Origin of the sequence: uncultured Eubacterium sp. (assembly GCF_937958975.1) — a bacterium.
Lineage (GTDB): Bacteria > Bacillota > Clostridia > Lachnospirales > Lachnospiraceae > Eubacterium_G.
This window is the reverse complement of sequence record NZ_CALGRE010000045.1, coordinates 219800-245193: the sequence shown is the minus strand read 5'-3', so window position 1 is coordinate 245193 and position 25394 is coordinate 219800. Positions and strand designations below refer to the sequence as shown.

General features: G+C 34.9%; 36 protein-coding genes. 1 reads left to right on the top strand and 35 read right to left on the bottom strand.

The window, feature by feature from the left end; genetic code table 11:
* Positions 1-26 precede the first annotated feature (26 nt).
* The 3 genes from Q5O86_RS09105 to Q5O86_RS09095 all read right to left on the bottom strand — a co-directional run bounded on the left by Q5O86_RS09105 (position 27) and on the right by Q5O86_RS09095 (position 2069).
* Positions 27-941, bottom strand: a complete 915-nt coding sequence (locus Q5O86_RS09105; protein ID WP_302626829.1) for an SPFH domain-containing protein — start codon at positions 939-941, stop codon at positions 27-29.
* 75 nt (positions 942-1016) lie between these two features.
* Positions 1017-1442, bottom strand: a complete 426-nt coding sequence (locus tag Q5O86_RS09100) for an NfeD family protein (RefSeq protein ID WP_302626828.1) — start codon at positions 1440-1442, stop codon at positions 1017-1019.
* A gap of 108 nt (positions 1443-1550) precedes the next feature.
* Positions 1551-2069 carry an SH3 domain-containing protein gene (locus tag Q5O86_RS09095; protein WP_302626827.1) on the bottom strand — a complete coding sequence of 173 codons (519 nt, stop codon included), beginning with the start codon at positions 2067-2069 and terminating at the stop codon, positions 1551-1553.
* Positions 2070-2461: 392 nt separating this feature from the next.
* Between Q5O86_RS09095 and Q5O86_RS09090 the strand changes: the two genes are divergently transcribed.
* Positions 2462-2899 (top strand): DUF6465 family protein, encoded by a 438-nt coding sequence (locus tag Q5O86_RS09090; RefSeq protein ID WP_302626826.1) that lies wholly within the window; start codon positions 2462-2464, stop codon positions 2897-2899.
* A 57-nt stretch (positions 2900-2956) separates the two neighbouring features.
* Here the strand turns inward: Q5O86_RS09090 and Q5O86_RS09085 are convergent, their stop codons facing one another.
* The 32 genes from Q5O86_RS09085 to Q5O86_RS08930 all read right to left on the bottom strand — a co-directional run bounded on the left by Q5O86_RS09085 (position 2957) and on the right by Q5O86_RS08930 (position 25379).
* The gene (locus Q5O86_RS09085; protein WP_302626825.1) at positions 2957-3169 is read right to left on the bottom strand and encodes a DUF1858 domain-containing protein; all 213 of its coding nucleotides are present in this window, start codon (positions 3167-3169) and stop codon (positions 2957-2959) included.
* Between the two features lie 89 nt (positions 3170-3258).
* Complete coding sequence (locus Q5O86_RS09080; RefSeq protein ID WP_302626824.1) at positions 3259-3783, bottom strand: peptidylprolyl isomerase; 525 nt, start codon at positions 3781-3783, stop codon at positions 3259-3261.
* Between the two features lie 256 nt (positions 3784-4039).
* Entirely contained in the window at positions 4040-4510 is a 471-nt protein-coding gene (locus tag Q5O86_RS09075) for an AP2/ERF family transcription factor (RefSeq protein ID WP_302626823.1), read from the bottom strand.
* Between the two features lie 82 nt (positions 4511-4592).
* Positions 4593-4853 (bottom strand): hypothetical protein, encoded by a 261-nt coding sequence (locus Q5O86_RS09070; RefSeq protein WP_302626822.1) that lies wholly within the window; start codon positions 4851-4853, stop codon positions 4593-4595.
* 105 nt (positions 4854-4958) lie between these two features.
* A complete protein-coding gene (locus Q5O86_RS09065; RefSeq protein WP_302626821.1) occupies positions 4959-5132 on the bottom strand; it encodes a DUF1778 domain-containing protein in 174 nt (57 codons plus the stop codon).
* Positions 5133-5422: 290 nt separating this feature from the next.
* Positions 5423-5620, bottom strand: a complete 198-nt coding sequence (locus Q5O86_RS09060; protein ID WP_302626820.1) for a hypothetical protein — start codon at positions 5618-5620, stop codon at positions 5423-5425.
* 148 nt (positions 5621-5768) lie between these two features.
* Positions 5769-6290: an N-acetylmuramoyl-L-alanine amidase family protein gene (locus Q5O86_RS09055; RefSeq protein WP_302626819.1), complete on the bottom strand. Its 522-nt coding sequence runs from the start codon at positions 6288-6290 to the stop codon at positions 5769-5771.
* A 3-nt stretch (positions 6291-6293) separates the two neighbouring features.
* Positions 6294-6770: a holin family protein gene (locus Q5O86_RS09050; RefSeq protein ID WP_302626818.1), complete on the bottom strand. Its 477-nt coding sequence runs from the start codon at positions 6768-6770 to the stop codon at positions 6294-6296.
* A 95-nt stretch (positions 6771-6865) separates the two neighbouring features.
* Entirely contained in the window at positions 6866-8317 is a 1452-nt protein-coding gene (locus Q5O86_RS09045) for a hypothetical protein (protein ID WP_302626817.1), read from the bottom strand.
* Positions 8318-8325: 8 nt separating this feature from the next.
* Entirely contained in the window at positions 8326-8787 is a 462-nt protein-coding gene (locus Q5O86_RS09040) for a hypothetical protein (protein WP_302626816.1), read from the bottom strand.
* Between the two features lie 13 nt (positions 8788-8800).
* Positions 8801-9916 (bottom strand): phage tail protein, encoded by a 1116-nt coding sequence (locus tag Q5O86_RS09035; RefSeq protein WP_302626815.1) that lies wholly within the window; start codon positions 9914-9916, stop codon positions 8801-8803.
* Positions 9916-10632 carry a hypothetical protein gene (locus Q5O86_RS09030; protein ID WP_302626814.1) on the bottom strand — a complete coding sequence of 239 codons (717 nt, stop codon included), beginning with the start codon at positions 10630-10632 and terminating at the stop codon, positions 9916-9918. The genes Q5O86_RS09035 and Q5O86_RS09030 overlap by 1 nt, the downstream gene beginning before the upstream one ends.
* A complete protein-coding gene (locus Q5O86_RS09025) occupies positions 10625-14176 on the bottom strand; it encodes a phage tail tape measure protein (protein ID WP_302626813.1) in 3552 nt (1183 codons plus the stop codon). Before Q5O86_RS09025 ends, Q5O86_RS09030 begins: the two co-directional genes overlap by 8 nt.
* Positions 14177-14409: 233 nt before the next feature.
* Positions 14410-14700: a hypothetical protein gene (locus tag Q5O86_RS09020; RefSeq protein ID WP_302626812.1), complete on the bottom strand. Its 291-nt coding sequence runs from the start codon at positions 14698-14700 to the stop codon at positions 14410-14412.
* A 72-nt stretch (positions 14701-14772) separates the two neighbouring features.
* Complete coding sequence (locus Q5O86_RS09015; protein WP_302626811.1) at positions 14773-14961, bottom strand: hypothetical protein; 189 nt, start codon at positions 14959-14961, stop codon at positions 14773-14775.
* Positions 14962-14976: 15 nt separating this feature from the next.
* The gene (locus Q5O86_RS09010; RefSeq protein WP_302626810.1) at positions 14977-15549 is read right to left on the bottom strand and encodes a hypothetical protein; all 573 of its coding nucleotides are present in this window, start codon (positions 15547-15549) and stop codon (positions 14977-14979) included.
* A 21-nt stretch (positions 15550-15570) separates the two neighbouring features.
* On the bottom strand, positions 15571-15990 hold the full coding sequence (locus Q5O86_RS09005; protein WP_302626809.1) for an HK97-gp10 family putative phage morphogenesis protein: 420 nt from the start codon (positions 15988-15990) through the stop codon (positions 15571-15573).
* A 1-nt stretch (position 15991) separates the two neighbouring features.
* Positions 15992-16342, bottom strand: coding sequence for a hypothetical protein (locus Q5O86_RS09000; protein WP_302626808.1), 351 nt, complete (start codon positions 16340-16342; stop codon positions 15992-15994).
* Entirely contained in the window at positions 16335-16679 is a 345-nt protein-coding gene (locus Q5O86_RS08995) for a hypothetical protein (RefSeq protein ID WP_302626807.1), read from the bottom strand. Before Q5O86_RS08995 ends, Q5O86_RS09000 begins: the two co-directional genes overlap by 8 nt.
* Complete coding sequence (locus Q5O86_RS08990) at positions 16649-16963, bottom strand: hypothetical protein (RefSeq protein ID WP_302626806.1); 315 nt, start codon at positions 16961-16963, stop codon at positions 16649-16651. Before Q5O86_RS08990 ends, Q5O86_RS08995 begins: the two co-directional genes overlap by 31 nt.
* A 10-nt stretch (positions 16964-16973) precedes the next feature.
* Complete coding sequence (locus Q5O86_RS08985; RefSeq protein WP_302626805.1) at positions 16974-18206, bottom strand: phage major capsid protein; 1233 nt, start codon at positions 18204-18206, stop codon at positions 16974-16976.
* 11 nt (positions 18207-18217) lie between these two features.
* Entirely contained in the window at positions 18218-18916 is a 699-nt protein-coding gene (locus tag Q5O86_RS08980; RefSeq protein WP_302626804.1) for a head maturation protease, ClpP-related, read from the bottom strand.
* 2 nt (positions 18917-18918) lie between these two features.
* Positions 18919-20088, bottom strand: a complete 1170-nt coding sequence (locus Q5O86_RS08975; RefSeq protein ID WP_302626803.1) for a phage portal protein — start codon at positions 20086-20088, stop codon at positions 18919-18921.
* 10 nt (positions 20089-20098) lie between these two features.
* Positions 20099-21772: a terminase TerL endonuclease subunit gene (locus Q5O86_RS08970; RefSeq protein WP_302626802.1), complete on the bottom strand. Its 1674-nt coding sequence runs from the start codon at positions 21770-21772 to the stop codon at positions 20099-20101.
* Positions 21750-22040: a hypothetical protein gene (locus tag Q5O86_RS08965; RefSeq protein WP_302626801.1), complete on the bottom strand. Its 291-nt coding sequence runs from the start codon at positions 22038-22040 to the stop codon at positions 21750-21752. Before Q5O86_RS08965 ends, Q5O86_RS08970 begins: the two co-directional genes overlap by 23 nt.
* Before the next feature lie 107 nt (positions 22041-22147).
* Entirely contained in the window at positions 22148-22498 is a 351-nt protein-coding gene (locus tag Q5O86_RS08960) for an HNH endonuclease (RefSeq protein ID WP_302626800.1), read from the bottom strand.
* 127 nt (positions 22499-22625) lie between these two features.
* A complete protein-coding gene (locus Q5O86_RS08955; protein ID WP_302626799.1) occupies positions 22626-22913 on the bottom strand; it encodes a hypothetical protein in 288 nt (95 codons plus the stop codon).
* A gap of 5 nt (positions 22914-22918) precedes the next feature.
* The gene (locus Q5O86_RS08950; protein WP_302626798.1) at positions 22919-23902 is read right to left on the bottom strand and encodes a hypothetical protein; all 984 of its coding nucleotides are present in this window, start codon (positions 23900-23902) and stop codon (positions 22919-22921) included.
* Positions 23903-24031: 129 nt separating this feature from the next.
* The gene (locus tag Q5O86_RS08945) at positions 24032-24196 is read right to left on the bottom strand and encodes a hypothetical protein (RefSeq protein WP_302626797.1); all 165 of its coding nucleotides are present in this window, start codon (positions 24194-24196) and stop codon (positions 24032-24034) included.
* A gap of 11 nt (positions 24197-24207) precedes the next feature.
* Positions 24208-24504, bottom strand: coding sequence for a DUF3850 domain-containing protein (locus tag Q5O86_RS08940; RefSeq protein ID WP_302626796.1), 297 nt, complete (start codon positions 24502-24504; stop codon positions 24208-24210).
* 3 nt (positions 24505-24507) lie between these two features.
* The gene (locus Q5O86_RS08935; RefSeq protein ID WP_302626795.1) at positions 24508-24714 is read right to left on the bottom strand and encodes a hypothetical protein; all 207 of its coding nucleotides are present in this window, start codon (positions 24712-24714) and stop codon (positions 24508-24510) included.
* Positions 24711-25379, bottom strand: a complete 669-nt coding sequence (locus Q5O86_RS08930) for a hypothetical protein (protein WP_302626794.1) — start codon at positions 25377-25379, stop codon at positions 24711-24713. The genes Q5O86_RS08935 and Q5O86_RS08930 overlap by 4 nt, the downstream gene beginning before the upstream one ends.
* Positions 25380-25394 lie beyond the last annotated feature (15 nt).

The window sequence follows — 25394 nt, the reverse complement described above, 5'->3', positions numbered from 1 at the left end:
TTTATACTCTCAACTCTTCACTTAAATTAGTCTTTAATCGTCTCAGCCAATGCTTTCACTGAACCTGCTAATCCCTGAATCTCAGATGGGATAATAATCTTTGTAGCCTGACCATCTGCTGCTGCCACAAATGCTTCTAGGCTCTTCATTGTAAGAACAGCCTCATCTGCACCCGCTTCCTTAATAGCTCTAATACCGTCTGCTGTAGCCTGCTGAACCTTGAGAATTGCCTGTGCCTCACCTTCTGCCTCAAGAATTTTCTTCTGTTTTTCAGCATCAGCTTTCAATACAGCTGCTGCTTTGTCGGCTTCTGCATTCAAAATAGCCGCTTCTTTCTTACCTTCTGCAATCAGAACAGCTGACTTCTTCTCACCTTCTGCTCTAAGAATCTGCTCACGTTTTTCACGCTCAGCTCTCATCTGCTTTTCCATTGCCTCCTGAATGTCTCTCGGTGGAATAATATTTTTTAACTCTACTCTGTTCACCTTAATTCCCCAAGGGTCAGTTGCAACATCTAATTCTGTACGCATTTTTGCGTTAATCGTCTCTCTGGAAGTGAGTGTCTCATCAAGTTCCAAATCACCGACAATATTTCTCAATGTTGTTGCTGTAAGTGATTTAATAGCTACAATTGGATTTTCAACACCATAAGCAAAAAGCTTAGGGTCTGTAATCTGATAAAAAATAATTGTATCAATCTGCATTGTTACGTTATCCCTGGTAATTACAGGCTGAGGCTCGAAATCAGCCACCTGTTCCTTTAAATTCACTCTTCTGGAAACTCTGTCAAGAAACGGAACCTTAAAATGGATTCCCACAGACCATGTCTGCTTATAAACACCGAGTCTCTCAATAACGTAAGCATGTGCCTGCGGTACAATTTTTACACATGTAGATACAACCGCAATTGCTAAAATCAAAACAATAATTAAAAATGGCATAATTTTTTCCTCCTAATCTTATATTTCCTATGCTCTTTATGATAATGCGATGGATATACTTTCGCAAATCATTTCTTATATTTCTTTTACGATAGCCTTTACCCCTTCCACGGACACAACCTCAACTAAAGTATCTTTTGTTATTATGCTTCCGTCAACACTTCTTGCAGTCCATTCCATTCCGTCAATGACAACCATCCCTGTCGCATTTATATTGTCAATATCAGCAATTACCTTTGCCTTTCTGCCAATTATGGAATCTACATTTGTTTTCTCTGCTTTACCATTTATATGCTTTATGGCAATCGGTCTTAAGAAAACCAAAACGACTACTGTTATTATTATGAACACAAAGGCCTGAATCATCCAATTGTCCGTAAACAGCGAACTAACACATGCTGCCAGAGCACCAATGGCAAACCAGATACAGGTCATGCCAAGAGATACTAATTCTAATGCCGCAAAAACGACAAAAATAATAAGCCATCCAATATAATTCATATCCCAGTCCTCCTTCTTTTATAATTATTCTATGTATATAAATTCAAAGGTAGGTTAATTATATCATTAAATATAAAAAAAGAAACCCCAAGGATTTCTTTTTATTTATTATTCCTGTATTTCAACAAATTCAGATTTTACAAATCCATTATTTCCATTATAATCAATCTCTATCCATTCACCCTGTTCAGAAATAATAGTATAAACGTCATCTTCATCTGCCATTCCGAGAACCTCTGCCTCTTCACTTGCCTGTGCCCTCACATTCAGTGTATCTGCCGTGACTTTAATCTTATTGCCTGTTATTCGGCTTGTATCCGGCTCACCTGCTGTTGTGTCCGGCTCTGTTGGAACATCTGTAATATTCTCCGTAACATCATTGGAGACATTTTCTTCTGTCTCTGACTCACCGACAGCAACTTTATGTGCGGCCTTATCTGTAAAAGCTACCGACTCCCTGACAGTAGATACAACCTGTTCTTCATCCATATATACAATCTCATCTGTCCGATTCACCGCTGCTGCAATCGTTATAATTGAAGCTACTGCAAAAATACATGTATACATCAAAGCATTGACATGCTTATAAATACCACTCTTTAACTTTCTTTTTTCAAATCTATTCATTATTTAATATTCCAACTTTTTTATATAATTTTTATTTCCGAGTATACTAATGCTTGTGGATTTTAGCAAACTTTCGACATAATGTCAAATAATTCGCACCATGCTATATTATAATATTGCTATATTTTTGAACATTTTTCAAGTATAAATTGTAATTTTTAACTATTATTTTAACTACATGGTAATAAATACAAGTATAAAATTAGTAATTTATAATTCCATACTTTTATAATTTGTGTGTTTTTCATAAACTTTTTAGAGATTCTTGCATATTTTAAATTGTAGTTGTATTATACAACATGTGAAAAGCACAGCTAATATTATTGGGTTGATAATACGCACACATTCTATAGACTTGAATCGACCTACTTATTTTAAGGAGGATTTTTATTATGGCAACTACTAAGAAAACAACTGCAAAAGCTGCTGAAAAAAAAGTTGAGACAGCCGTTAAAGCAGATGTAAAAAAAGAAGAGACAAAGGCAGCTACAAAAGCTACGCCTAAAAAAGCTGAGACAAAACCTGTCGCTAAAGCCACAGAAAAAAAGACTGAGACGAAACCTGCTGCTAAGGTCGTTGAAAAGAAAGTAGAAACAAAACCTGCTGCTAAAAAAGCGCCTGCTAAAAAGACAGTTAAAAAAGAAAACAATGTTTACGTTCAGTTCCATGGAATGGAATTTGATACCGTAGAAATTGAAAAAGCCGTTAAAGCTGATTACACAGCAAAGAATGGTAAAAAAACTATGACATCTGTTTCAATCTACATTAAACCTGAAGATATGAAAGCTTATTATGTAATCGATGGAATTATCGGAGATATCGCTTTATAATTCAAACATATACATCAAAAAAGAGGCATTCACTCAGTGAACTGCCTCTTTTTTGGATTATTCTGCATCAACACTCTCAACAAAATCATTTAACTTCTTTGCTAAAACATCTGCATCTAATCCGTGCACCATACACGCCTCTTCTAATGTTTCTCCCTGCGATGCAGGACAGCCAATACAATGCATACCTTCATTTAATAAGATAGGAACACATCCCATATTTATCTGAATAATATCACTAATAATCATATCTTTGGTTATTTTTGCCATAACTATTCCTCCTTTATTTCCTATTATCTTAGAGTGAATTTCTCACTATCATATTTTATACAACGAAATACGTTGTTTGTAAATAGCAATTAGCACTTTTCCGGTTCCGGATATTCTACACCAAAAGTTTCTACCGTTACATTCTTCATCATCTGCTGTTCTAACGGTTTATCCATATAGTCTGTAGCACATTCCGCAATTTTATTCACAACTTCCATACCTTCAATAATTTTTCCAAAGGCCGCATATTGTCCATCGAGATGCGGCGATGTCTCATGCATAATAAAAAACTGGGAACCTGCTGTATCCGGAAACATTGTTCTTGCCATGGAAAGCACCCCGGGAGTATGTTTCAAGTTATTTTCAAATCCATTTTGTGAAAACTCTCCTTTAATCGAATATCCAGGACCACCTACACCTGTTCCTTCCGGGTCTCCGCCCTGAATCATAAACCCTTTTATCACTCTGTGGAAAATAACTCCATTATAATATCCCTTTTGGATAAGACTGATGAAGTTATTTACTGTGTTCGGTGCAATTTCAGGGTATAACTCTGCCTTCATAACTTGTCCATCATTCATTTCAATTGTTACAATTGGATTTTTCTCTGCCATTTTTACTCTCCTTTTCTTTTACATCTTGTTCATAATCTTTGAATCTAAACCGCTTTATAATAGGTAGTTTCTCGCATTTTGTGTATACTACGCGTATACTACGAGCTTAAATTAACTCAAATTATAATAACTTTTTTAAACAGTTGATACAATACTATTATCTTTTTTCAGGGACTCTTTTTTAAGATGTCCCTGAACTTTTTTGTACTGTTGCAATAAATGTTTCACATTACATTTTAATACATTTGTAATCTCATTATTTGATATCATGATTACCGATGTAATTTTCTTCTTGCTCTAGCAATTCCCTCTTTTTTTCTTCGTATGCTCGTTTCGCTTCTTCTACTGTGTCATATCTTCCAAGGTAATAATGTTTTTTCTTATACGCTATCTGTGCTACATATTTATTCTTTGTTTTATCATAAGAAACCCCTTTTACACCGAGCTTATTCGTTTTATAAGCATTTTCTCTTTTTATAAGAGATAAATTGCCACCGTTTTCTGTAACTTTGCCAATGTTTTCTGCACTTTTCTTTGACTTATTTTTTGTAGTATGCTTACCGCAGCTACACATATATCCCATCTTAGTATTTCTTTTTACATGTGCTAAACTTCTATATATAGTGTTTCCGCAGTCACATTGAAACTCCCAAACCACTTCATTATTGTATCGTTCCCCTGTTGGTTTTACCGGGGTCAGCATTCCGTATTTCTCCTTGTTTTCCATGCTCCTACTCCATAATTTAGTTTTTTATTATTTGCATTTATTCTATTTTGTAAACAGTCTACATTTTCCTTGTAATTTTATATTAATCAACCATTTGAGCAGCATCGTTTCTGATAAGTTCACAAAGTTTTCTCATCGTTTCCATTCTACCACTTGTAGCGCCTTGAAAAACAAATTTATCGTCTACGCAATCATAATACATCGATTGTCTGCGATAACCCTTAGGGTTACTGGTTACACGATTTATTCCAACAACTATTAAATCGTTAATATAAATCCTTTCATAATTACCTTTTGCCCAAACTTTCAAACCTTTAGTCATTAGAAATACTTTCAAATCCATCTTCTTTTAACCTCCCCCTTCTGTGGAGTTCCTTTCTTTATCTTATATTTATATTATATTCTATATGCTAGCATATGTCAAGTGTTTTTTTTATTTTCTCTATTTTTATAAGCACTTATCTAACACATATTGATTAACACTTTTTCCTTCTGCCGCCGCTTTTTGTGTTAACATTTCCCTTTGCTCTTCCGTCATTCTAACCGTAACCATCACTTTTTTATTCATATATTTTTCATATGCCTTTTTGTGTGCCTCGCTATATCCAGTGTATTTGCTCATTTTTTTGTTGCCTCCGATTTAATTAATATTATCATAAATTATTTCTAAAACTCTAATGCTATTTATTTTATTCATATTCTGTTTTAAACTGGTTTCGTGTTTACCAATTTAAAATATCTTCAATTAGAATTTTTTATATTCTTTTTTAGTCATTTTGTCTGCTCATTTTCTTATTTGTTTTTATGCACTCTACACACTAGCACCAATATGTATTAAACTTATCTAAGAGGGAGAGGATAACCCCTCCCACATTTCTAAAGAACTTTATTGTTTTTAACTTATCTTCTGAATTAAAACTCTTTAATAAATCTTTCTACTTCTTCAACTGCTGCACCGTTGCTTTCATCTCCAGCTTCGTTCATTTCATCATGAAAACTAATTACTTCGTTATTTGTTTCTACTTCGTAATCACCCAATGTTTCATTATAGAAAACTTTTAATTCTTTTTCTTCTGCGCCTTTAAATTCTCTTGTTATTTCTGTTCTCATCCTCTTTTACCTCACTCCTTTGCGGAGTTCCTTTCTTTATCTTATGTTTATATTATACTCTATATGCTAGCATATGTCAAGTGTTATTTTAATATTTTTTAAAAAATAAAGCCCTCAGGTTTCCCCTTGGGCTTCACTCTTGTTTAACTTAGTTTATTGTGTCTTTAAATATATTCCAGCAGTAATTGTTTTTGCTCGCCATTGCCGCCGGACATTTCTTTCCGTTTACATCCCAATGCCGGATTATTTCTTTTGCATTTGGGCAATATTTTCTAATATACTTTACTAGCTTTTTACAGGCGGTTACCTGTTTTTTGCTTGGATATCCTTTCATGTAATTACACAATTCAATTGATACAGAATTGTAATTTGTACATTTATTATAATATGTACCTCCACCAGTTTTTAAACAGTCTGTATATTTAGCACCGCCAACGGACCATGCAGCTCTATTCATGTTAACAGATTTATAAACTTTTCCTTTTTCATCTACAAAGAAATGTGCTCCTGCCTGTCGCTTGTTTGAATTTTTAAAATATAAAGCGTTGTCTTTTGCTGTATCATTTTTATTTCCTGTGTAATGAATAACAATATATTTTACATCTTTATATTTACGTTTTTTACTTGAATCATAACTAATTTTCTTTGCTAACAATTTATGTATTTTCATATCTTATTCCTCGCTTTCTTTGTCTTTCACATCAACAATTGTTTCTGTCTGTGATTTAATATTTTTCACCAGCGGTAACAAGAACACTGGTATGTTTACACCGATGTCTTTTATATTTTCTAGTATAGATATAAGTTCGTTGCATATGAGCCACACCGCAACCACGCAAGCAATCAAGAATGTAAAAGGGAACTTTATTCCTATCGCAACCGTAGTATATTTAATCAGCTGGTCAATTATTACTCCTGCGACTAACAACATCCACATAGATATTTTCTTCGCAATTCCACGAAAACTCTTATATGAACTAATCGTCCCATCGAAACGATATCTTGCCGCCATAAGCCCTGTTGCATAATCAATTAGATTACTAGCCACCAGCAGCAATACTGGAATATATAAAATACCTAGCATTGAAGATAAAACACTCCCTGCTGCTACCATGATTTTTTTTGCAACCTTTATTTTCTGTTCTGTCATTTTATGTACCTCTCTTTTATTTATTTTTGTCAATCTCTTTTTACTGTACTTTTAGTACACTTAACTGCTGTCTTTATAAGTCACACATCCACCTTTTATTTTCTGCCATACACTCTTATATATCTGTCTGTACTATTCTGCCATCCGGCTGTCATTGCTAATTTTAATGATGTTATGCTTTGTATATTTTGTACGCTTTCATCTGTACTGCTGTTTACAAATGAGTTTTCAGTACAATTCGAAGCATTTGCTCCTGTTTGGCTTCTTTTTAGATTCATTACTAAGTAACGTCCCGGAAATACCATATTATTACTCAATGTGAAATCATATGAATATGTCGCACCAGAGCCGAGGACGCTCTTTAAAGTCACAATCGGTTCTTCCATTTCATTTACATAAAGCTGTACATGTTCTAATGCTGTATTCCACATCACCGTAACGAATCTTAACTCTTTATATTCTCCTTTTAGCTCTAAATCATCAAAATCAATCAGAGTTCCGTCAGAACTCGTGGCTGGTAATGTCTTGTCTAAAATTAGCTCCCATTTATCTTTATTTTGCAGTTCCGATATACCCTCTGTGTTTTTATCTTGTTGTGCTTTCGAGCCACAACAATTTATCAACCAAGGAATCAATGCGCTATACCATGACCCACCTCTAACAAATTCCTGTGCTATTGTTCCGGCCAGTGCATTTGCGTCAATATCTGTTTTAAGTGTGTAGCCCGCTATCTTTCTTGTGTTTAAAACATAATTAGTTAATTCAACCGTTGTTGTCCCGATATGTTCCCATCTGTCTATCCAAACGTATTCATCGTAATTATCATTTTCTTCACCCTCTTTTTGTACAAGGTACAAAACCAATGCTTCACCCTCAGAGGGCAGTTCATCTACTTTCACTACGTTAAATTGTTTAATAGAGTTTATTAATGTATCTGTTTGCTCTTTTGTGTATGTATCGTTTGTTAATGCATATTTTGACAAGTCTACCTTGTTCGCAGCTTGCTCAACGATTTCTTGTATTTCATCATTAGTGAAATAGTCAGTACCTTTTTCCGGTGTATACCCATTAATGCCAGGAGGTCCTTGCTCACCCGCTGGTCCCTGCAATCCTGTTTCGCCTTTAAACTCTCCGTTGTCTGCTGCTGTTTTTAGACTATTCGCTATCTGTTCCGCTCTGTTTGCTTCTGATTTTGTATCATTCATTATTTGCAATAATTTTTCTTCATATGTCTGTTGATTCTCCGCTGCGATTCCCTCCGGTACTTCTCCTCTTTTTACTACTTTCAGACTGTATGTGTATACTGTTCTTGAGCTATCCTCATTAATCGAATACACATGTATTTTGCTCACTCCACTTTGCATTAGTACCTCGTCCGGTATATCGCACCTGTTATCTTTTAAAATTGTTTTTTTCTTTGTTTTTTCATTTATAAAGTGAATTTCTGTTCCGTCTGAAAATATTTTGTCAAATTCTAAAACTTGTCCTTTGTCATACTGTGTTGCTACAATTAATTCCTTTTCTACTTTTATTATTCTTGTTTCCATGAGCGCTCCTATTTTGTTAAAATCCAAATTTTGCTACTAGATGGAATACTACTTCCCTCGTCTCTAAGTTCTATTTTAATCTGTCCTATGCTTTCCGCCTGTACTACGCAAGCCTTGTTGTTTGCAATTATTTCAATATAGCTGCCATTTATTTTTTTTATATATATCCAGCCGTTTGCGATGGCGACCAAAACGCCTAGCGTTAGCGTTGGTTGATTATTCTGATATAACACGACATTACTCGTTGAAGTCGAAGAAGTTGCTAATATAATCTTAACTTCTTCAGTTTCATCTGGAAAATATGTATCTAAAATGGTTTGTTGATTTGATGAGGGCTGCGTTTCTGATACATTCCATTTTTTCTCTGTTAATTTTGCGTCAGTCTGTTCAAATCCTGCCGCAATTGCTTCTCTGACATTCTTTGCCCACTTTTCTTTTCTGATGTTATTTGCAATTTCTGAAAAATCCATTTTTTCTCTCCTTCTATCTCATTGTTTTATATTTCCTTGCTGAGTACAATCTTTCTCCGAACGTCAATTGTACATCCCAGATATTGTTGATATCTCTTGTAATCTGTGTTAGTTCTAGTCTTTCTGAGAAACCAATTTCTTGACAATCAATCAAATATGTATGATAAATTTCAAATGCATCTACTGTTAAGCCTAGACCGTGCAAGTCAAGTACATTGACCGATACAGTTCTTTTAATTACACTGTTTTTTGAAAGCCACTTTGTTGCATTCTTTTTTAATTTACTTGTCTTTGAGATATTCTCAAATTTATGTGACTTTGTAATAATTCCATATTTACTAATTGCTGCTTCATCATCAACCCATACCGCCTCTTGTCCAACAGTGCCCATCGGAACACCGTTCCGGTTCAGCGGAATAACTCGTGTGCATAAGTCATCAAAATTATTTGTTATCGATAAACTTTTCATATTTAATCCAAGTTTTATTGTCGTATCTGAATCATAATTACTATTAACGTTCTGATTGACAATCATTTTTCTTTGTCTTATATTATCTCCTGCAATAATTTCTTTTACATCGTAAGTTAAATCGTTCGTCATTAATTCATCAGTTAATGCACCCCAGGTTGTCCGCTCGTACGATGGTGTGTACTCATCTAATGTCAAATTAGTAGTCCATGTTGGAATATATATAAATGCATCTGTATTAGTGTTTTCGTTGTGCCATTTAAGTAATTGTTGAACTACTTTATTAAGTAGTATATCTTCTGTTTTTCCTTCGATTGCCGCATATAGATAGTTAATCGAATCATTTAAATATCCTGCCCAACCTTCACAAGTCACCGTTTTATATACAATTCCTGAATCACTTACCTTTGGTTCTATCAATATTACTCTTCCGCCGAATTTCTGTCTTTTATCATCGTCCGTTTCTTTCGGGTCTTCAACTCTGACTAATGTGGAATATTCAATTATTTGTTTATATCCATCGTTGTCCGGGTATATATCAAACGTGAAACTTGGTATTTGATTTTTTCCTTTCGTATAGTTGCCGGAAATTCTGTTTTTGCTGTTGTAACTGTTTATTGTCGTATATACATTTCCGTTCTGTAAAGTAACATCATACATTATAATTCCTCTCTTACATAATCAATTGATAATGTTACTGAGCTTTTCTCTGCAATTCCTGTTATCGTAATTCGATTTATCCCCGGCATCAATAAAAATGGGGCTTTTTTACCTCTTGTAAGCTTATATCCCACGTTGTTAACAGACACTGTGCATGTGTTAAAATCACCATTACATGTAAATTCAACCGGTGTTGTAGATATATTTTCAATTTCTATTTCATCACCGTTTTTGATTGTAAAATCTGTGTTAATAAATACATCTGTATTAAAACAAATACTGTCCCATTCTGTGTTAGATACTGTGCTGTTATATATTTTAAAAGGATAGCACTTAAATGTTATTGTTAACTCTGTGTAACCTCTTTCATTTGACGCTGGAATGACCGATATGCATTCTCCAATGTAATGATAATCAGGGGTTGCGGTGTCTTGCAATACCGCTTCAGTGGGTGTTAAAAGCCATTTGTTTATGGCTGTAAGTACAGTATCTAATTCCCTTGAAGAATTTTCTATCAACTGACATGTATATGTTATTTCTCTATCCTCGAAAATGGGATATCCTATAATTTTCGAAAAATTATAGCTGCCACTTTTCAGCGGCACACTTTGTCGGTTTTCTATTTTCATCGGTGGTGCTTTAGTTACTGTATCAATAAATAAGTCAAAAATTTCTAATCCGTTTATTTCATTAAATATAAATGTTCTTTTATTCAATTGCGATACCTCTCCTTGCTAACGCTGTCATTACTCCATCCACCCTATCTCGACTAGCTACCGTTTTTCTTGACATTCTATCTCCGTCTATGTACAGATTGTTGTCTTTAGATGCAATTGTTCTAAGCAGTCTATTTGTTTCTGATAAGTTTATTTCTTGTTGTATTTTTATGTTTCCTATTTCTTTATTTTTATCTAATCCCATCAAATGTCCTGTTTGCCTGTATAATTTTATACTCCGCGGCTTGTTATTGATAGGGATTGCTGCTTCTGCGCTATCTTCCGCAAAACTGGTTACAAATGCACCTTTTGCATAGATTCCGCCTTTTGCATTTTTTACAAGCGGACCTTGTGGTAACTTTTTATTCATTACAGTTTTGACTGATGCTGATATAGGGATATTGATTGGATTATTCTTAAAGAAATTCGTGGTACCTGTTAAAAGTTTTTTCAAATCACCATTAATATTGGCTGATGCAATTCCTTCTCCGTATTTCTTAGCACTTTCCTTTCCTATTTCTTTACTTTTGCCATATCCCGCCTTTAATCCGTTAGTTGCTATGTAACTTATTGTTGAAATAGCTTCTTTCACCGAAACTTTACCGTTAAGGATTCCTTCTTTTAATTTCTTTGGAATTTCAGTTCCTTGCAATCCGGCATTATTGAGCGCCAGATTAAATTTAATCCAATTATTCAGCTGAGAAACTGACTCAGTAATAGAAACTTTTCCATTTCTTATCCCTTTGGATATTGACTTTGGTATCGATACACCTGCCCCCTTCGCTTTTACTTCAACCTTATTAAACTCAATTAGATTTTTCACTTCCTCGACTGATTTCGGAATAATGTACTTACCTTCTTTTATTCCTTCCGATACGGATTTCGGTATTTCTATGCCCTCTTTTTTGCATATTTTTGTTAGTTCCTTTATAGTGATTTCATTCTCATTAATAAGACCTTTTGCATATTTTTTTCCGCTTTTCTTTCCTGTTTCTTCATACTCTGGTTTTGCGCTTTCTAATTCTGCAACTGCTGCTTTATGTATTCTCTTAGCTAACGTAACTGCTGCTTTATCTACTTCGCCATTTTTATACGCTTCTTTCGTAGCCTTTAAATTTTCTTTTGTGTCTATTACTTGTTGTTTTAGTTCTTTTTTAGTTGCCGTTGTTGCCGTTTTCAAGTTAGCGTTATATCCGGCTATTGCCCGATTCATCTCTTTTCTACTGCCGCTTACCTGTGCAGCTTCAAGTTTTTCATAATTGATTATTGTGTCTGTGCTTGTTCTGTATGCATTTGTGTATTTTTTTAAAGTTGTCTGAGCAGCTTCAAGTTTTTCGTTTGCTGCTGCAACTTTTTGTTGCGGGTCTTTTCCTGTCATAGCATCTAAAACCTTCTGCGCTGGACTTGTGTTTTTATCATAGCCGTTAGCTTCTCTTTCAGCTTTTTCGCGTTCTTCTGCTAACCTTGAAACTTCCTTTTGTTGTTCAGAGATTTTCTTTGCATAGTCTGATTGCATTTTTAATGCTTCTGTATATGTATCTTTATTAGCTTCAATTAACGCTTCCGTTTTTTTTGTTTCAATTACTTTTTCTATTTCTTCTCTTAGTTTCTCGTAATTCTTAAACTGACCGTCGACCAGCTCGGCTTCAACTCCTAATTGTTCAGACAAATTGCTTGCTATTACTTCTGCTAAATCTTCTTTTCCCTCTTTCACCTTTCCGTTTTCATCTGTAATGTCTTCTAAAAGTTCTAAATCTCTCTCATATGTAAGATACTGCGAATCCACCTTTTCGTTGTTTTTTTGAATACTTTCAGTAAGATTATCAATCTCTTCTTGCGCTTTTTTTGCATCTTCTAAAAGCAAATTTTCATTTTGAGACAATATCATCATTCCTGCTGCCAATGCCCCTACTCCAACAATCGCCATTCCGATGGGACTTGCGAGCATTGCGCTGTTTAGTCCTGTCTGTGCCACTGTCTCAGCTTCTGTTGCTGCTGTATCTGCTATTCTTTTTGTTATCATAGCTTTCATGACACTACCAAACGTTGTTACACCTTTATATAACTCTCCGACACTTTGTGTGAATTTTGCTGCTTTGTTAACTACAAAAATTCCGCCAGTCGCAACCGCAATCCCTTTTATTGTTGAAACTATTTGGGGGCCATTCGATTTAGCCCATCTGGAAAACTCTTTTGACTTTTCAACTAAACTATTAATTTCTGGGGTTAGTTCTTCGAGTAACGCTTCTCCCACCTCTGCTCCTGCGAGTTTTAAGTTTTGCATCGAGATTTGTGTTTTATCTGTTCCATCTTGTATCTCTGAGTATGTATTTTCTAGTGTTCCTTCGCTTTTTTCTACAATATTTAAAAACTCGGAATACTCAAATCTTCCGTTTTGTATTGCATCTGCTAAATCAGGACCTGCTTTTGTGCCAAAAACTTCTATTGCTTTTGTAGTGGCTTTCGCTATAGAAGGGGCTTTTTTAATCTCTTCTAATGTTTTCTTAAATTCTTCTTTTGGGTCTTTCCCTTCTTTACTCCAATTGCTTATAGATTTTTTCAAACCGCTAAAAGCAATAGATGTGTTTACCCCTGCTTTTTCCCATTGACCAAACAACGCAATACTTTCTTTTGTATCAAATCCTAGCGCCCTCATTGGTGCACCGTATTTTGCAATATTTTCTGTTAAGGTTTCAACTCCCACTCCGCTTGCTTGAGCTGCTACAGTTATTTGGTCTAATACACTCTTGTAGTTTTTTGCTGGTATATTTGCATCACCCATTGCCCTGCTTATAAGTCTTACCGAAGATGTGGCATCAGTATTATTAATTTCAGCAAATCTTATAAAATCCTTTGTGCAGTTCTCCGCTTCTTTTCCTGTAAATTCGAATCTTGTTTCAACTTCCCCCAATGCACTTCCAATTTCGGAAAAATCTCCTTTAATTGTCGATGCAACATTTTTGTACTCATTTCTTACTCTCTTTGCTTCTTCTCCTATTGCCCCAGTGGCTTTTATTGCGTTATCCGCCCCTTGGTCTACATCGTTAAAAGATTTTATTGCCAAGCCTGAACCTGCCACTATTGCCCCTGTTGCTATTCCGGCTACATTCCCCGCTTTGTCTAATCCCTCTTTCATTGCTTTTGTTGCTTCTGTATTAGTCTTTGCAGTCTCAGCTTGTTTTTTCAATGCTGTGTTTGTATCATTTATCTCTCTTTTTATGTTTTCCTCTGCTGTCTTTGAGCGGTTTAACTGTTGTGTTAGCTTTGCAACTTCGTCTGAATCTTTTCCATATATTTCCCCAGCTTTTTTTAATTTTTCGTTAAGATTTTGTGTTTTACTTCGCTGTGCTTGTAATTCTTTTTGTAAAATACTATGTTTTTGTGAAAGAAGTTGAATTTGCTCTCCGTTGTTTTTTATTTCAACAGCATTTAACTTTAATTCGCTTTTTGATGTTGCTATATCTCTATTCGCTTTCTTTATTCCATCCGAGAACTCTTTTGTTTCCGCTATGAAAGTGATTTTAGCTTCATTTTTCTTTCCCATTTATTTCCTTTCTTTCTGATATGCGAGCCACCGTTCGTATGCGCATATATTTGTTGCAACTCCCTCTACAAACGAATAATCTGCATGAAAAAATAAATTTTCGCTGATTCCTAACTGATATATATACCAGTAGTAATAATCTTTGATATCATGCAATTTGAATCCCTTTGGAAGTTCTAGGCTATTTTTACCTATGATTTTAAACGTCCCCTTTCTGAACGGCTCGGGGAAATCTAGTTTTTTGGAAATACCAGCTCTGTATATTTTTCTATTAAATAACTCCTGTTAGGCGGTATCATGTCGGCAAATTCTTCAAATGAAGTTTTCACATCATTTGCGCATCTAAACGCAACATAAATAACAAATGCCATTTCTAGCTCGTTTACTTTGTCCTGCTCTTCTATCTGTAAAAAACGTTCTACTAAATCTTTTTCTTTTTGTTGTAACTTATATAGTTTTCCATACGTTAGTGTAAGTTTTTCTTGTTTTTCATTTGTGAGTTGAATTGATGTATAAGTGTTCATTGTTTTTTCTCCTTTTCCTCATAAAAGCTAACGTTCCACATTAGAACGTTAGCTTTTTCACTTTATTGATTGTTATTCTGTTTTTGAATCTTTCGTCTTATCTCCGTCTTCATTCTCTTTTTTATTCACAACCTCGATAAGCTCTTTATCTACTTGCTGAATTTCTTTAATGCGCTTCTTATTTGCTTCAAAAAATGTATCTTTTTTATGCAGTTCATTCGTGTGTATATCTATAAACTCTTTTAAAACTTTTACTTTCATTTGATTTCCTCCTTTTTAAGCGGTCGGTGTAAATAAGCTATCAACGTCAAACTTCTCAATCCATTCATTGAGAATTGTTTTATCTTCTCCTATTTTTTCCTCTAATGCTTCATATGTTCCATTTCCTCTTTCGTCCGGCATTACCTTAACTTTCAAGTCAATTTGCGCCACTTCTTCACTGCCATTTTCAATCTTCACAGCTTTTCCTTCACTAATTATTGCCCTTGGATATGCCTTATATTTCTTTCTTCCATACTCGTCAACAACTGCATTTGTAAGACAAAATTCTTTATGTCTTGAGTTCTGTCCATACGCATATACTCCCGGTTTTAATTCTTCAAAATCCATTCCCATTGCTTTTACATACAAATCCCATCTCATATGTAATGATAACGTAAGTTCGCCTGTTCCTGTTGCTGTCACGCTCACAGTTTCCTCGATTCCTTCGCATTTTTTTGTTATTGCTCTTACGTCCATTGCTTCTTCCATTGTTCCAACACATCCAAGTCTTTCCGCTTTTTCGTCTCCTTCAAATCTAATTGAGCTGTCTTTTACTTCAAAATCTGAATATACTTTTTTATCTGCCATTTTTTATTTTCCTTTCTTATCTTAATTATTAATTTTTTCTATTAGTTTCTTTATGCAAATGTCTACTATTTTTCCTTGTTTGCTCTCGGCTCCTTTTTCCATAAAATTTTGTTTTCCTGCGTGAACCTTTGTATTTGTCCCATCATTGGGAAAATACAAATAGTGATAGTTATTTGTAGTTCCTACTGTCACCTTTAGATTTCCAATTTCTGGCGGCTTTCTCATTTTTATAGATACCTTGCTCATCTTTGCCGCAGGTTTCTTTTTTTTCCACTTTCTTCTCGACTGTGGGAGTAAAACTCGTATACCTTCTATTATTTCGTTTGCGCCTTCGTTATGAAGTGTATTTGTTACGATTTTTTCTCCTTCTTCTTTCAATGTAGATATGTAAGATTCTAACGCTTCTAAATTATCACTTTGTTTCAATTCAATTTTAGCCATATCAGTGCCTTCTTCTCGCCCTTATGAATTTGATTCTTAACAATTCCATTACGATATCTTTCTTTTCAAAATATGAAAATTCCATATTTTCATTTGAAAGTCTCAATCCGCATTGCTCTACTTTTTCTATTACATCATCTATCAGCTCTTGTGAAATATAGTTTTCACAAACAATAACTACTTCGTATTTATCCGTAAATCCTAGTTTGTTTTCGTTTATGACTATGGTATCTCGCCCATACACAATGTACTTTGCAAGATTATTGTCTCCGTCTGCAATTCCGTAAAAAACTTCAAGTTCTGTTTCTTTGAGTTTTTTACTTAATGATTCTAATATTGTTTCACTATTCAAGTTCTTTTGCTCCTTCTAAGTATAGATAAAGATTCTTCTTATCACTGTCTACGTGCTTTATGGAATACATATAATTTTCAATTACTGCAACATGTTTTGAAGTTATTCCTTTAACTTTTCTGACTTTTATTTTTATAGTTAATTCAAATCCGTTTTGTTCAGCAAATGTAACATCTTGTACTCTTTTTGCTTTTTCCTGAAAACTCATTTTTTGAATCACTTCTAAATCATCTTGCGTTTTACTGTTGATTTTTGCATTAAAATCTGTTCTGTTATTTTTTTGTCTACATATTTTAACAACCCCATCTATGTAATTATCGAATTGGCTTTTTTCCATTCCTTTTCTCCGTATTTTATTTGCATTCCGATGATTTCTGAACGATAGTTCTCTTTAAATTTGTCTCCAACATTATTTAACTCGTACAAACACCAGTTTTTTAAAAGCATTCTTTCAAATCCCGGCATCGTCCAATCGATTTCGACATCCTTTCCTGCGCCAAAAATTGAGCGAAGAACCTCAATGCCATCCTCAATTATCCCGACGATTTTTCTCTCAAAATCATCATCTTCGAATGTAATATCTAATGCATCTTTAATTTTTAACAATAGTTCTTCGCTCATTTTTTATCTCCTACGCTACTGGTGTATTTTCCTGCTTTGTTTCTTCTGTTTGCTTTGGTGTTTCAGTTGTCTTGTTTAATACAGTGATGTATCTTTCTTCAAGTTCTGAAATATCAATCAATATAAAGCAAGTATTGTCGTACGCTCTTCCTTCTGCATACTGTTTAATCTTATAAACTCTCTGGTCTTCAAGGAATTTATAAGAATCGTCATATTCAATAGTTCCTTCTTTCGCCCCGCCCGCAAGTAAGCTATATTCTTTTGAAAGTCCTAAAATTGCTTTTCCTTCCGGAACAGATGTTGAAACGGTAACATCTGTCGGAAATGGGAATATATTATTTTTGTAAGTCCCATCGCTCTGTACTGCTGTTGTTGCTGGCATGATTTTTGATAAATAGTCCGTCATGTTACAAACCATCAAAACACTATCAAATTTTCTATTGTTTCCCTTTTCCGTCTTGGCAAGTTTTGCCACTAGCGCACCATATTCCTTTGGTGCAAATGTTTTAACTTTAATTGCTTCTTTGTCTGGATATCCGGTTGTTGTATTAAAATCTACACCTTTCCCGATATTCTTAATCATTCCAATCGGACAGTTAACACCCGAACCCGAAATGATTCCTCCTTCTAATCCGAGGGCTAAACTTTCTTTCAATGCGGATTTAATGTAAGCATCAATAAACGTCAGTTTCATATCTAACAAGCCTTTTGGAATAATTGCAAAAGCTGATAATTTATTCTGTCTCACTTCAATTTCTTTTAGTGATGATGTAATTTCTTTCTTGATTTCATCTGTTACAGTACCCCACTGCGCCTTATCTGAAACACCATCGGATAAAATCCACTTTGTAACAAATCCAACGAACTGAAAATTGATTTTGTCAAGCAGCGGATGTTCTGCTTGCAATTCTTTGTAAACATCCTCGATGATGGTCGTTGGCATAGCTCCGTCCGGTATCTCACCAATAAATGCCTGCTTTGCATCTGATGCTTCAGCGGCTTTAACAAGTGCCTGATAAAACCGCTTTTCCTCTGATGTAAGCTGTTTGTATCCTCTGTCTGATAGCACTTTTTCGTCATTCTGTTCCACGTACTCGTTGAAGTCGTCTTCTATTTTTTCAAAAATGCTATTGTAAAGTTGTGTGATACCTTCCTGTATATCCTCATCTTTTCCGCTTTTAATAGCTTGCATTGTCTTTTCTACCGCTTCTTTCTTTGACTGCTCGTAATTTTTAATTCTCATTTCTCTCTCCTTTATAAATTTTTTATAAAATTAATCATTCCACTGCTCTGTTTAGTCGGTATGGGTTCATTTTGCTTATGTTCTTGTTTTCTTGTTTCTTTTGTCTTTAATTTGTTATAAACAATCTTCTTTGCCGACTGTGAAACTCCTTGATTGTTTTTTTCGCCTTCTATGCTAGTGCAAAATCCCATTTCAAGTGCTTCCGCTGGGTCTATCCATTTTTCGCTATTCATCATCTCTTTTAATTCCTCTTCCGAGATGTTGACATGCTCCATGCAAGCATTGATGGACTGCTGCGTTATCTTTTCTAAGTCATCAGCCTGCTTTCTGAAATCTTCGGAATTTCCTCGTGCGCTGGTCCATGCATTATGTATAAAAAGAAGTGAAGCATTCGACATAATTCTTTCATCCCCTGCCATAAATATAGTAACCGCTGCGCTTGCTGCAATTCCATCACAATAAGTTTTTACTTTTGCTTTATGTCGTTTTAACTGACTTCTAATTGCAAGTGCTTCTGATACTTCTCCGCCGCAGGAATTGATATATACATTTATGTTTTTTACATCGTTTGAGAGTGATTCAAGTTCTTTACTAAGTGAATAACTTGATACATCACTTTCTAACCATCTCCATGATGTTATATCTCCAAATATGTACAAATCAGCCTCTCCATTTTCTTTGTCAACGCACAAATTGTAGTATTTTTTCATCTTTACTCCTTTCCACTCTCAGTAACAATGCCTTTCATTACATCGTCAGCTTTTGAGTTATTTTTTGTTACAAAGAATGTATTTAAGAACTCTTCATCTTCCATGTCGAATCCAAGTACCTTTCTTACCTCATTTGGCTTTAATATAGTATTTCCTATCAATGTACCCGCACCTGTTGCCATATCCATGATTGACTGATAAGGAATTGCCGTAATATCTACCCTTGCATAATTTCCATTAGTCCACTTCTCGTACGGATAAAGTGCTTTTGTAATAACATCTCCTATCAGCGTTGCCACCGGGGCGCAGGCAAAAGTGATAAACGAATTTACAACATCTTTTATATTATTCATATTTCCGTCCATCATTGCCTTTGGTATGTTGTATGCACTTCCTGCTACTTCAAATATGTCTTTTCTAAAACTGACTATTTCATCACCGCTTCCCGGCTGTCCTTCTGTTTTCATTTCCTCCAAAGAATAACCTCTGTATTCTGGAAATGCCCCAATATCCGTTTTTAAAAATTCTTTTAGCTGCTTTGTAAGATATTTTTTATAATATTCGCTTGCTGACATTCCATTAATGTTATCAGCATCAATTTTCATCTTGTAATGTTTTGAATGACTTTTTAGAAACGAATCCACTGCATAGCTAATTACTGTTCCATAATCCTGATACATTAAATCTATCAAATGCTTTACATTCTCATTTTCCAACTTGAAGTACATTACTTCACTTGCTTTATAACTTCTGTTCAAAGTCAAATTTTCAATCGTAACACTTTTAAATATATCTTCTTTCATTGGATATGGCTCTCTTTGAAAACTGTCTGCTATGAACAGTTTTTCATCACTTGTAATGACAAGTGCACCGTCCGGCTCTGTAAGAATTTTGTAAACTAAATCGTTAATAAACTGACTGCTGCACTGATTATTGTTCGGCGCAACATTAAGCAGATAGTATTCATAAAGTTTATTATTTTCCTTCCCTGTTTCATAAAATTTTATTTCGCATTTGCAAAGTGCTTTTGATATATATGAGGCTGCTATATGTACTGCTAAAGCCTCATAAGCTGCTTTTGTAGCAATCTCTCCAACATCCACTGTTTGTGCAGCGTCTACTTTGTCACCCAAAAATCTATTCAATTTCCCTTTTCTCAAAGTTTCAAACATAATCAGTCTCCTAAAGCGAAATTACATCCAACTCCTCTATCTGTATTGATGTTTCCTCGTCCAATTTTTCCTGTTTTGTTGCTGCTGCCGCAAATGCCATCCATGTATCATTTTTTCTGTATGTTGGCTCTATCTTGTCATAAATTTTGTTATTTTTTGTGTTTGTTATTTTTGTGTTATTCATTGCCCAGCGGAATACCGGAGTGTCACCAACCGCTAATCTGTGTTTTATAATCCATGAATTTACAACAGGGATAATCTCCATGATGTTTGACGGTCTGACTGTAAAAAGGTTTCCTCTGTTAAATTCAAACCCAATTTCTCTCAATGCTTTTGCCATTAATGTATATCTAAACTTGTCTATAGCTATAATTTTGATATCATAATATTCTTGCTGCATTTTAAACCATTTTGTTACCACTTCCGGAGATATTTCCACATCGTTTATAAATTCAACATCACCCTTTTTCTCCCACTCTTCAAGCGGCGCTTTTATCCCAGGTAAGTCTCTGCTTTTTTTGCATATAAATGTATGTTGTATTACATAAATCTTTCCATTCTGTTTGAACAACAACGCACAACCCACAAAGTCATTTGTATTCGCATAATCAATTCCGCCGATACAGCTACATTTCGTCAAATCCGGTACTTCTTGATTTGTTGCCTTTACATCTTCCGGTGTCGCTATCTGTTCGTCCTTATTTCCCACTGGGTAATTCATTCTTTTTGCCATAAATTCAGCAAAATACGTCATGTTGTTTGACATATCCTTCACTTCATAAGCAACTCTTTCTTTCAGTTCCCGAAACTGCTTGTGTCTGAGTGATGGTATTGCTTTCACCCATTTATCGGGGTTCTTCCACTCTTCTTCTTTTTCAATCCTGCACCAAAATATGAATACTCTGTTATCCGGGTCATATTTTGACAATATCTCCTGTCCTGCTTCCTGCTCTGCATCAAGAACACCTTCTCTCACATGACCGCAGGTTGATATTGTTATATTTCTCCAGTTTTTAACTTTTCCAAGTCCTGATGATAATGTGTCAATGTTCTTTTTGTCTTTCATGGTGTATTCGTGCTTTTCATCGAAAAGATTGCACCCTGTTCTCTTACTGTCCTTTCCTCTGTTAGATGAAGTATTGTATTTTATCGTTGAGCCTGTAGTTTTGCATGTTATAACTTCCAGTGTTGCGTGATAGTGAGCCTTGATTGCTTTCTGATGTTCCGGCTTGGCTTCTTTTATTGCGTTAAACACATCCGTAAATGACATTTTCGCCTGCTGTTCGGAATTTGCCATAAGTTCAACGTTGTACCCCTTTACTCCGTGGTATGGTGATATAAAATAAAATATCCAGAAACTTACAAGTCCGTTCTTTCCAGAACCTCTTCCAACATAAATTCGGATGTCACGAAAATACGGACTCTCATCTTCTTTCCAAACAACTCCAATTACTATTGCTGTTAGAAAAATCTCCCACTCAACAAGTTCAAAGTCAAAATATTTTACAAGGTTTAAAGCTTCCTCGACCTTTTGTTCATTAACTGTTACATCATCTCTGTCTAAAACCGGAATCAATGTGTTAGTTATCATTAATTCCTGTTCTTTGCAATGCTCGACCTTGTTTGACATGATATCATCAATGTATGGGTCTAAGTATTTGCTATAATTCCGGTGTGCCTTCATCTACTTCCCTTTTCCCTCCTGGGTCAAGTCTTAGAAATCTTAAAATATTTCTCATTTCTTTTGTGATTTGCCTCTTTTCTTTGCTAAGTTCTGAGCTAAATTTGTTAGATAATTCAGTGTTAATTCTTTGCAAATCATCATAATATCGCATATATTCGTCAACCTGGTCAAAATAATACTTTTCAGTAAGGTTTAATTTCTCAATACTTTTAAGTATTGTTTTTTTTGTTTTTCGTTTTTCGCGTTCTGCTTTTGTGATGTTTGCCATATAAAAATCACCCACTTTTTTTCTGTTTTTAAAAAAATCTCTAAACTCATAGCTCCCTTTCCCGTTGTGCGACCCCCTCATTTTTTAGGGGTTTGGGGAGTGGGGGGCTACCAAAATTCTTCTGTCAGAGGTTTTTTCTTTTCTCTTTTTCTTTTCTTAAATTTAAACCTGTCATGTTCTTCATTGTGGCATTTGTTACACAGTGGTATAAGATTTCTTTGTTGCTGTCCATCTTTGTCAATATAATATTTACTAAACGCAAGACCCGGATATTTATCTACATGTCGGACGTGATGAACAGTCTGCGCCATTCTGATTATCCCTTTGCTTTTGCAATGCTGACATTCATAGTGACATTCCATTAACACCTCTTCTCGCAACCTTATCCATTCTTTTGTTTTATAAATCCTATATGCTTTCCCTGTATTGATAGCATCAACAATCTGTTCTAACTCCATGCCGTTTCTCCCTGCAAAGGGGAAAGGTACCAAACTCCTCTCCCCTTCATGCAATAATTTGTTTATAAGGAGGTAATCTATGCCTATATTTTGTATAACACATTTGTTGGTGCCTTGAGTTACCCTTTTATCTAAATTCCGCTATTCCTATAAATATTTTTTTTCGTGTCTCATAAAACTTTCGTCTTCCGCACGGTGCATTCAATGCTTCCCAGGGTGTACCCATAGTAATATTTCTAAGCATTTGTTGTTCAAACCCTTTTGCTTTCCGCTTCACAATCTCTTCAATCAGATTGACATCACACTTTGCTCTTCGTCCTGCTGCGGTGTTATTATTTTGTATAGTTTTCTTTTTACTGTACTGTCTGCAAAAGTATTTTAATTCTAAATATCTCTCTTTACTCAATTTGTTCATGTCTCTTATTCCTTTCTCACCATTCTTGCATAGATATAAAATCCGCCGTTTACTTTGTTGATGTTTACTTCTGCGTCTACAAACTCGTACTCTGGGTACTGCTTTGTTATCTGCTGTTCCAATTCATCATACTGTTTTACCATTTTTTCTACTGTGCGTTTCTTAAATCTGCTGTATGATTTTGTCACTGTTGGTTTCGTAAGATTCATTGATGATGACCAGCGTTTCTTTCCCTTTGGGTCTTTTGTGATATAGTTTCCCATTCCTGCAAGGTGTGTGTCACTGTCTGGTTCAATAATTCTTGTCTGATTCCTCTTTCCTTTTTTCCAGATTTTTTCAAGGTCGTTTCTGTCCATATCCCCAGTGCACAGCATATGATGATGTACCCTTGTCTTTTTCTTTCCGGTCTTTTTATTTATTTCTTCGTCATACTCTGTGATGTAAAGATATTTAAACTCTCCGAGTTTCTTTCGCTTTCTATATGTCTTGATACGCTTAATGAAATTGACCATGTCTCTTTGTGCGCGCTTTATGTCGCTTGGTATGTTTTCATTGCTATAAGTCCATGTACACCAGTAATCCCCCTGTCCGAAGTTGCAGTTGATAAGAGCAACTAAATACCTCTGTGCTTTTTTATTATTTAAATTCTTTTGCGCCGGGCTGGTCGTTCCCCCTTTGTTCTCCTTCGGGACGTCTATTGCAAACTGAAAACTCGGATATATGTCAATCTCTAATTGATTTCCCGCTTTTGTTGTTTTTGTTCTGTAAACTCCGTTGATTCTTTTTTCTCTGATGAAACGTTCTGTTTCTGCTTCTTCAAGTCTTTCCTGCTGCTTTTTGTATTCTTTCTCAAAATCAACGATATCCGGATTATCTTTTATAAATCTGTGTAGTGATTTTTTGTGTATGTATTTATCAAAATCTTCTTGATATATGTTCTCAGGATTGTAATTATCTTTATATTTTATTTTGTGTCTTGTTTTCTGCATATCATTACCTTTTTAAAAATAGTCGAGATGTTACTACTCATTACGAGGACGGAAAAGGATGGGTATAAAAAAGCATTTACATAGAAGAAAGATGCTTTTTTCACTGTTTCTTCTATGTAAATGTTCTTATTAATATCTGATTTCCTGCACCTTGTTGGTATCTTTATGTTTTATGTAAAGACTCTCTACTGTGTCTTTTATAACAACATAATCATCCGGAAATAGTCCGTTTTTCATGATTCCAACTCTTTGGAATGCGTTTGGTTTCTTTCCTCGTCTTCTTATTTTTTTCATTTCCATTCTCCTTACTGCTGCGCTGTTTCGTTTCTGATTTCCTGCAATGTCGCTTCTTTTATCGCAATCACCGCATAATCTTCTTTGATTCCCTTTGGAAAATCTTCGTGTGTCAGTACATATGTAATTTTATATATCTTGTCTTTTATTTCTGCCGCTACGATATTTCTAAATTTTTCGCCCACCGGCAAAAAGCGGATATAATCACCTTTTTTATAATCTCTGTCATTGAACCGTATCTCAAAAGTTTTCTCGTTTGTGACAACTTTTAAGGCATAATCATCTTCTATTTTTAATTCATGTATCATAAATCACCGTTCAAAAAATCCTGTTGTGTAATCCACCCTAATGGGTTTTCCTTCTAAGATTTCTTCTTTCAGCATTCCATCTTTGCAGCTTAAAATTAAAGTGGAATCGTTTAATTCAAACACCAGCTTGTCCCATTCTTCAATTTTTGCACCTTCTCCATGTTCTTCATGAAATGCACTCTTTACCTTCTTTAATAGTTCGTCCATCACTTTACACCCCCCTCTTCTACAATATTTATTATTTTTCTTCTATAGTCTGATAGTATTTTGCAAAACATACTTTTCCCCTGACTTCTTCCTGCTTGCATATAAAATCCACTGTTTGATATTTGTTCTGTAACTTTGTCTACATCATAAGCCGCTGTTATTTCTTTCAGAATGTTTGAAATATCATTATCTAATGCACCGTACTTGTTTGTATGCTTTCTTACTGCTTTTATTACCGCTCTTTCATCTAATAATCTTCCTTTTTTGTTATTTTCACGTTCTACTTTTAACAATTCCGGATTGTCTATTGCATTTCCAAGCTTCTTGTAATATTTCTCTGAAATCTTTGACAATGCAACGTTACCATCATCCCACGGCAGCGGTGTTACTGCGACCCACATTGCTTCTTCTGCGCTGTATACAATTATGTATCGTTTTTCGTCGTACTCAAAAACATCATTTTCCCATTCGTCTTCTCGTCCTGTTCCCTGACAAAGCGTTATCGGGTCTATTTCGCATATATATCCATTCTTTGCAGTTATACAGTGATTTTCTATAAATGTTGTAACACCACCTATGCTCTTATATTCAAAACCATGCGTATAAGTTCCTTCTATCCACTTTCCACCTCTTACACGTTTTGCTTTATATAAATGTCTATTGTTCATCTAATCCACCTTCCT

Excerpts from the sequence above, each read along its gene's own strand:
- Q5O86_RS08985 (WP_302626805.1), bottom strand. The coding sequence starts at position 18,206 with ATGAGAATTAAAAATTACGAGCAGTCAAAGAAAGAAGCGGTAGAAAAG.
- Q5O86_RS09035 (WP_302626815.1), bottom strand. The coding sequence starts at position 9,916 with ATGTATGATGTTACTTTACAGAACGGAAATGTATATACGACAATAAAC.
- Q5O86_RS09065 (WP_302626821.1), bottom strand. The coding sequence starts at position 5,132 with ATGAGCAAATACACTGGATATAGCGAGGCACACAAAAAGGCATATGAA.
- Q5O86_RS09095 (WP_302626827.1), bottom strand. The coding sequence starts at position 2,069 with ATGAATAGATTTGAAAAAAGAAAGTTAAAGAGTGGTATTTATAAGCAT.
- Q5O86_RS09060 (WP_302626820.1), bottom strand. The coding sequence starts at position 5,620 with ATGAGAACAGAAATAACAAGAGAATTTAAAGGCGCAGAAGAAAAAGAA.
- Q5O86_RS09020 (WP_302626812.1), bottom strand. The coding sequence starts at position 14,700 with ATGAACACTTATACATCAATTCAACTCACAAATGAAAAACAAGAAAAA.
- Q5O86_RS08975 (WP_302626803.1), bottom strand. The coding sequence starts at position 20,088 with ATGTTTGAAACTTTGAGAAAAGGGAAATTGAATAGATTTTTGGGTGAC.
- Q5O86_RS08945 (WP_302626797.1), bottom strand. The coding sequence starts at position 24,196 with ATGAAAAAAATAAGAAGACGAGGAAAGAAACCAAACGCATTCCAAAGA.
- Q5O86_RS09040 (WP_302626816.1), bottom strand. The coding sequence starts at position 8,787 with ATGGATTTTTCAGAAATTGCAAATAACATCAGAAAAGAAAAGTGGGCA.
- Q5O86_RS08940 (WP_302626796.1), bottom strand. The coding sequence starts at position 24,504 with ATGATACATGAATTAAAAATAGAAGATGATTATGCCTTAAAAGTTGTC.
- Q5O86_RS09090 (WP_302626826.1), top strand. The coding sequence starts at position 2,462 with ATGGCAACTACTAAGAAAACAACTGCAAAAGCTGCTGAAAAAAAAGTT.
- Q5O86_RS09010 (WP_302626810.1), bottom strand. The coding sequence starts at position 15,549 with ATGGCAGATAAAAAAGTATATTCAGATTTTGAAGTAAAAGACAGCTCA.
- Q5O86_RS08970 (WP_302626802.1), bottom strand. The coding sequence starts at position 21,772 with ATGAAGGCACACCGGAATTATAGCAAATACTTAGACCCATACATTGAT.
- Q5O86_RS09025 (WP_302626813.1), bottom strand. The coding sequence starts at position 14,176 with ATGGGAAAGAAAAATGAAGCTAAAATCACTTTCATAGCGGAAACAAAA.
- Q5O86_RS09015 (WP_302626811.1), bottom strand. The coding sequence starts at position 14,961 with ATGAAAGTAAAAGTTTTAAAAGAGTTTATAGATATACACACGAATGAA.
- Q5O86_RS08930 (WP_302626794.1), bottom strand. The coding sequence starts at position 25,379 with ATGAACAATAGACATTTATATAAAGCAAAACGTGTAAGAGGTGGAAAG.
- Q5O86_RS08990 (WP_302626806.1), bottom strand. The coding sequence starts at position 16,963 with ATGAGCGAAGAACTATTGTTAAAAATTAAAGATGCATTAGATATTACA.
- Q5O86_RS08980 (WP_302626804.1), bottom strand. The coding sequence starts at position 18,916 with ATGAAAAAATACTACAATTTGTGCGTTGACAAAGAAAATGGAGAGGCT.
- Q5O86_RS09070 (WP_302626822.1), bottom strand. The coding sequence starts at position 4,853 with ATGGATTTGAAAGTATTTCTAATGACTAAAGGTTTGAAAGTTTGGGCA.
- Q5O86_RS08965 (WP_302626801.1), bottom strand. The coding sequence starts at position 22,040 with ATGGCAAACATCACAAAAGCAGAACGCGAAAAACGAAAAACAAAAAAA.
- Q5O86_RS09100 (WP_302626828.1), bottom strand. The coding sequence starts at position 1,442 with ATGAATTATATTGGATGGCTTATTATTTTTGTCGTTTTTGCGGCATTA.
- Q5O86_RS09050 (WP_302626818.1), bottom strand. The coding sequence starts at position 6,770 with ATGACAGAACAGAAAATAAAGGTTGCAAAAAAAATCATGGTAGCAGCA.
- Q5O86_RS08955 (WP_302626799.1), bottom strand. The coding sequence starts at position 22,913 with ATGAACAAATTGAGTAAAGAGAGATATTTAGAATTAAAATACTTTTGC.
- Q5O86_RS08995 (WP_302626807.1), bottom strand. The coding sequence starts at position 16,679 with ATGGAAAAAAGCCAATTCGATAATTACATAGATGGGGTTGTTAAAATA.
- Q5O86_RS09045 (WP_302626817.1), bottom strand. The coding sequence starts at position 8,317 with ATGGAAACAAGAATAATAAAAGTAGAAAAGGAATTAATTGTAGCAACA.
- Q5O86_RS09105 (WP_302626829.1), bottom strand. The coding sequence starts at position 941 with ATGCCATTTTTAATTATTGTTTTGATTTTAGCAATTGCGGTTGTATCT.
- Q5O86_RS09005 (WP_302626809.1), bottom strand. The coding sequence starts at position 15,990 with ATGGCTAAAATTGAATTGAAACAAAGTGATAATTTAGAAGCGTTAGAA.
- Q5O86_RS09080 (WP_302626824.1), bottom strand. The coding sequence starts at position 3,783 with ATGGCAGAGAAAAATCCAATTGTAACAATTGAAATGAATGATGGACAA.
- Q5O86_RS08960 (WP_302626800.1), bottom strand. The coding sequence starts at position 22,498 with ATGGAGTTAGAACAGATTGTTGATGCTATCAATACAGGGAAAGCATAT.
- Q5O86_RS09085 (WP_302626825.1), bottom strand. The coding sequence starts at position 3,169 with ATGGCAAAAATAACCAAAGATATGATTATTAGTGATATTATTCAGATA.
- Q5O86_RS09075 (WP_302626823.1), bottom strand. The coding sequence starts at position 4,510 with ATGGAAAACAAGGAGAAATACGGAATGCTGACCCCGGTAAAACCAACA.
- Q5O86_RS08950 (WP_302626798.1), bottom strand. The coding sequence starts at position 23,902 with ATGCAGAAAACAAGACACAAAATAAAATATAAAGATAATTACAATCCT.
- Q5O86_RS09055 (WP_302626819.1), bottom strand. The coding sequence starts at position 6,290 with ATGAAAATACATAAATTGTTAGCAAAGAAAATTAGTTATGATTCAAGT.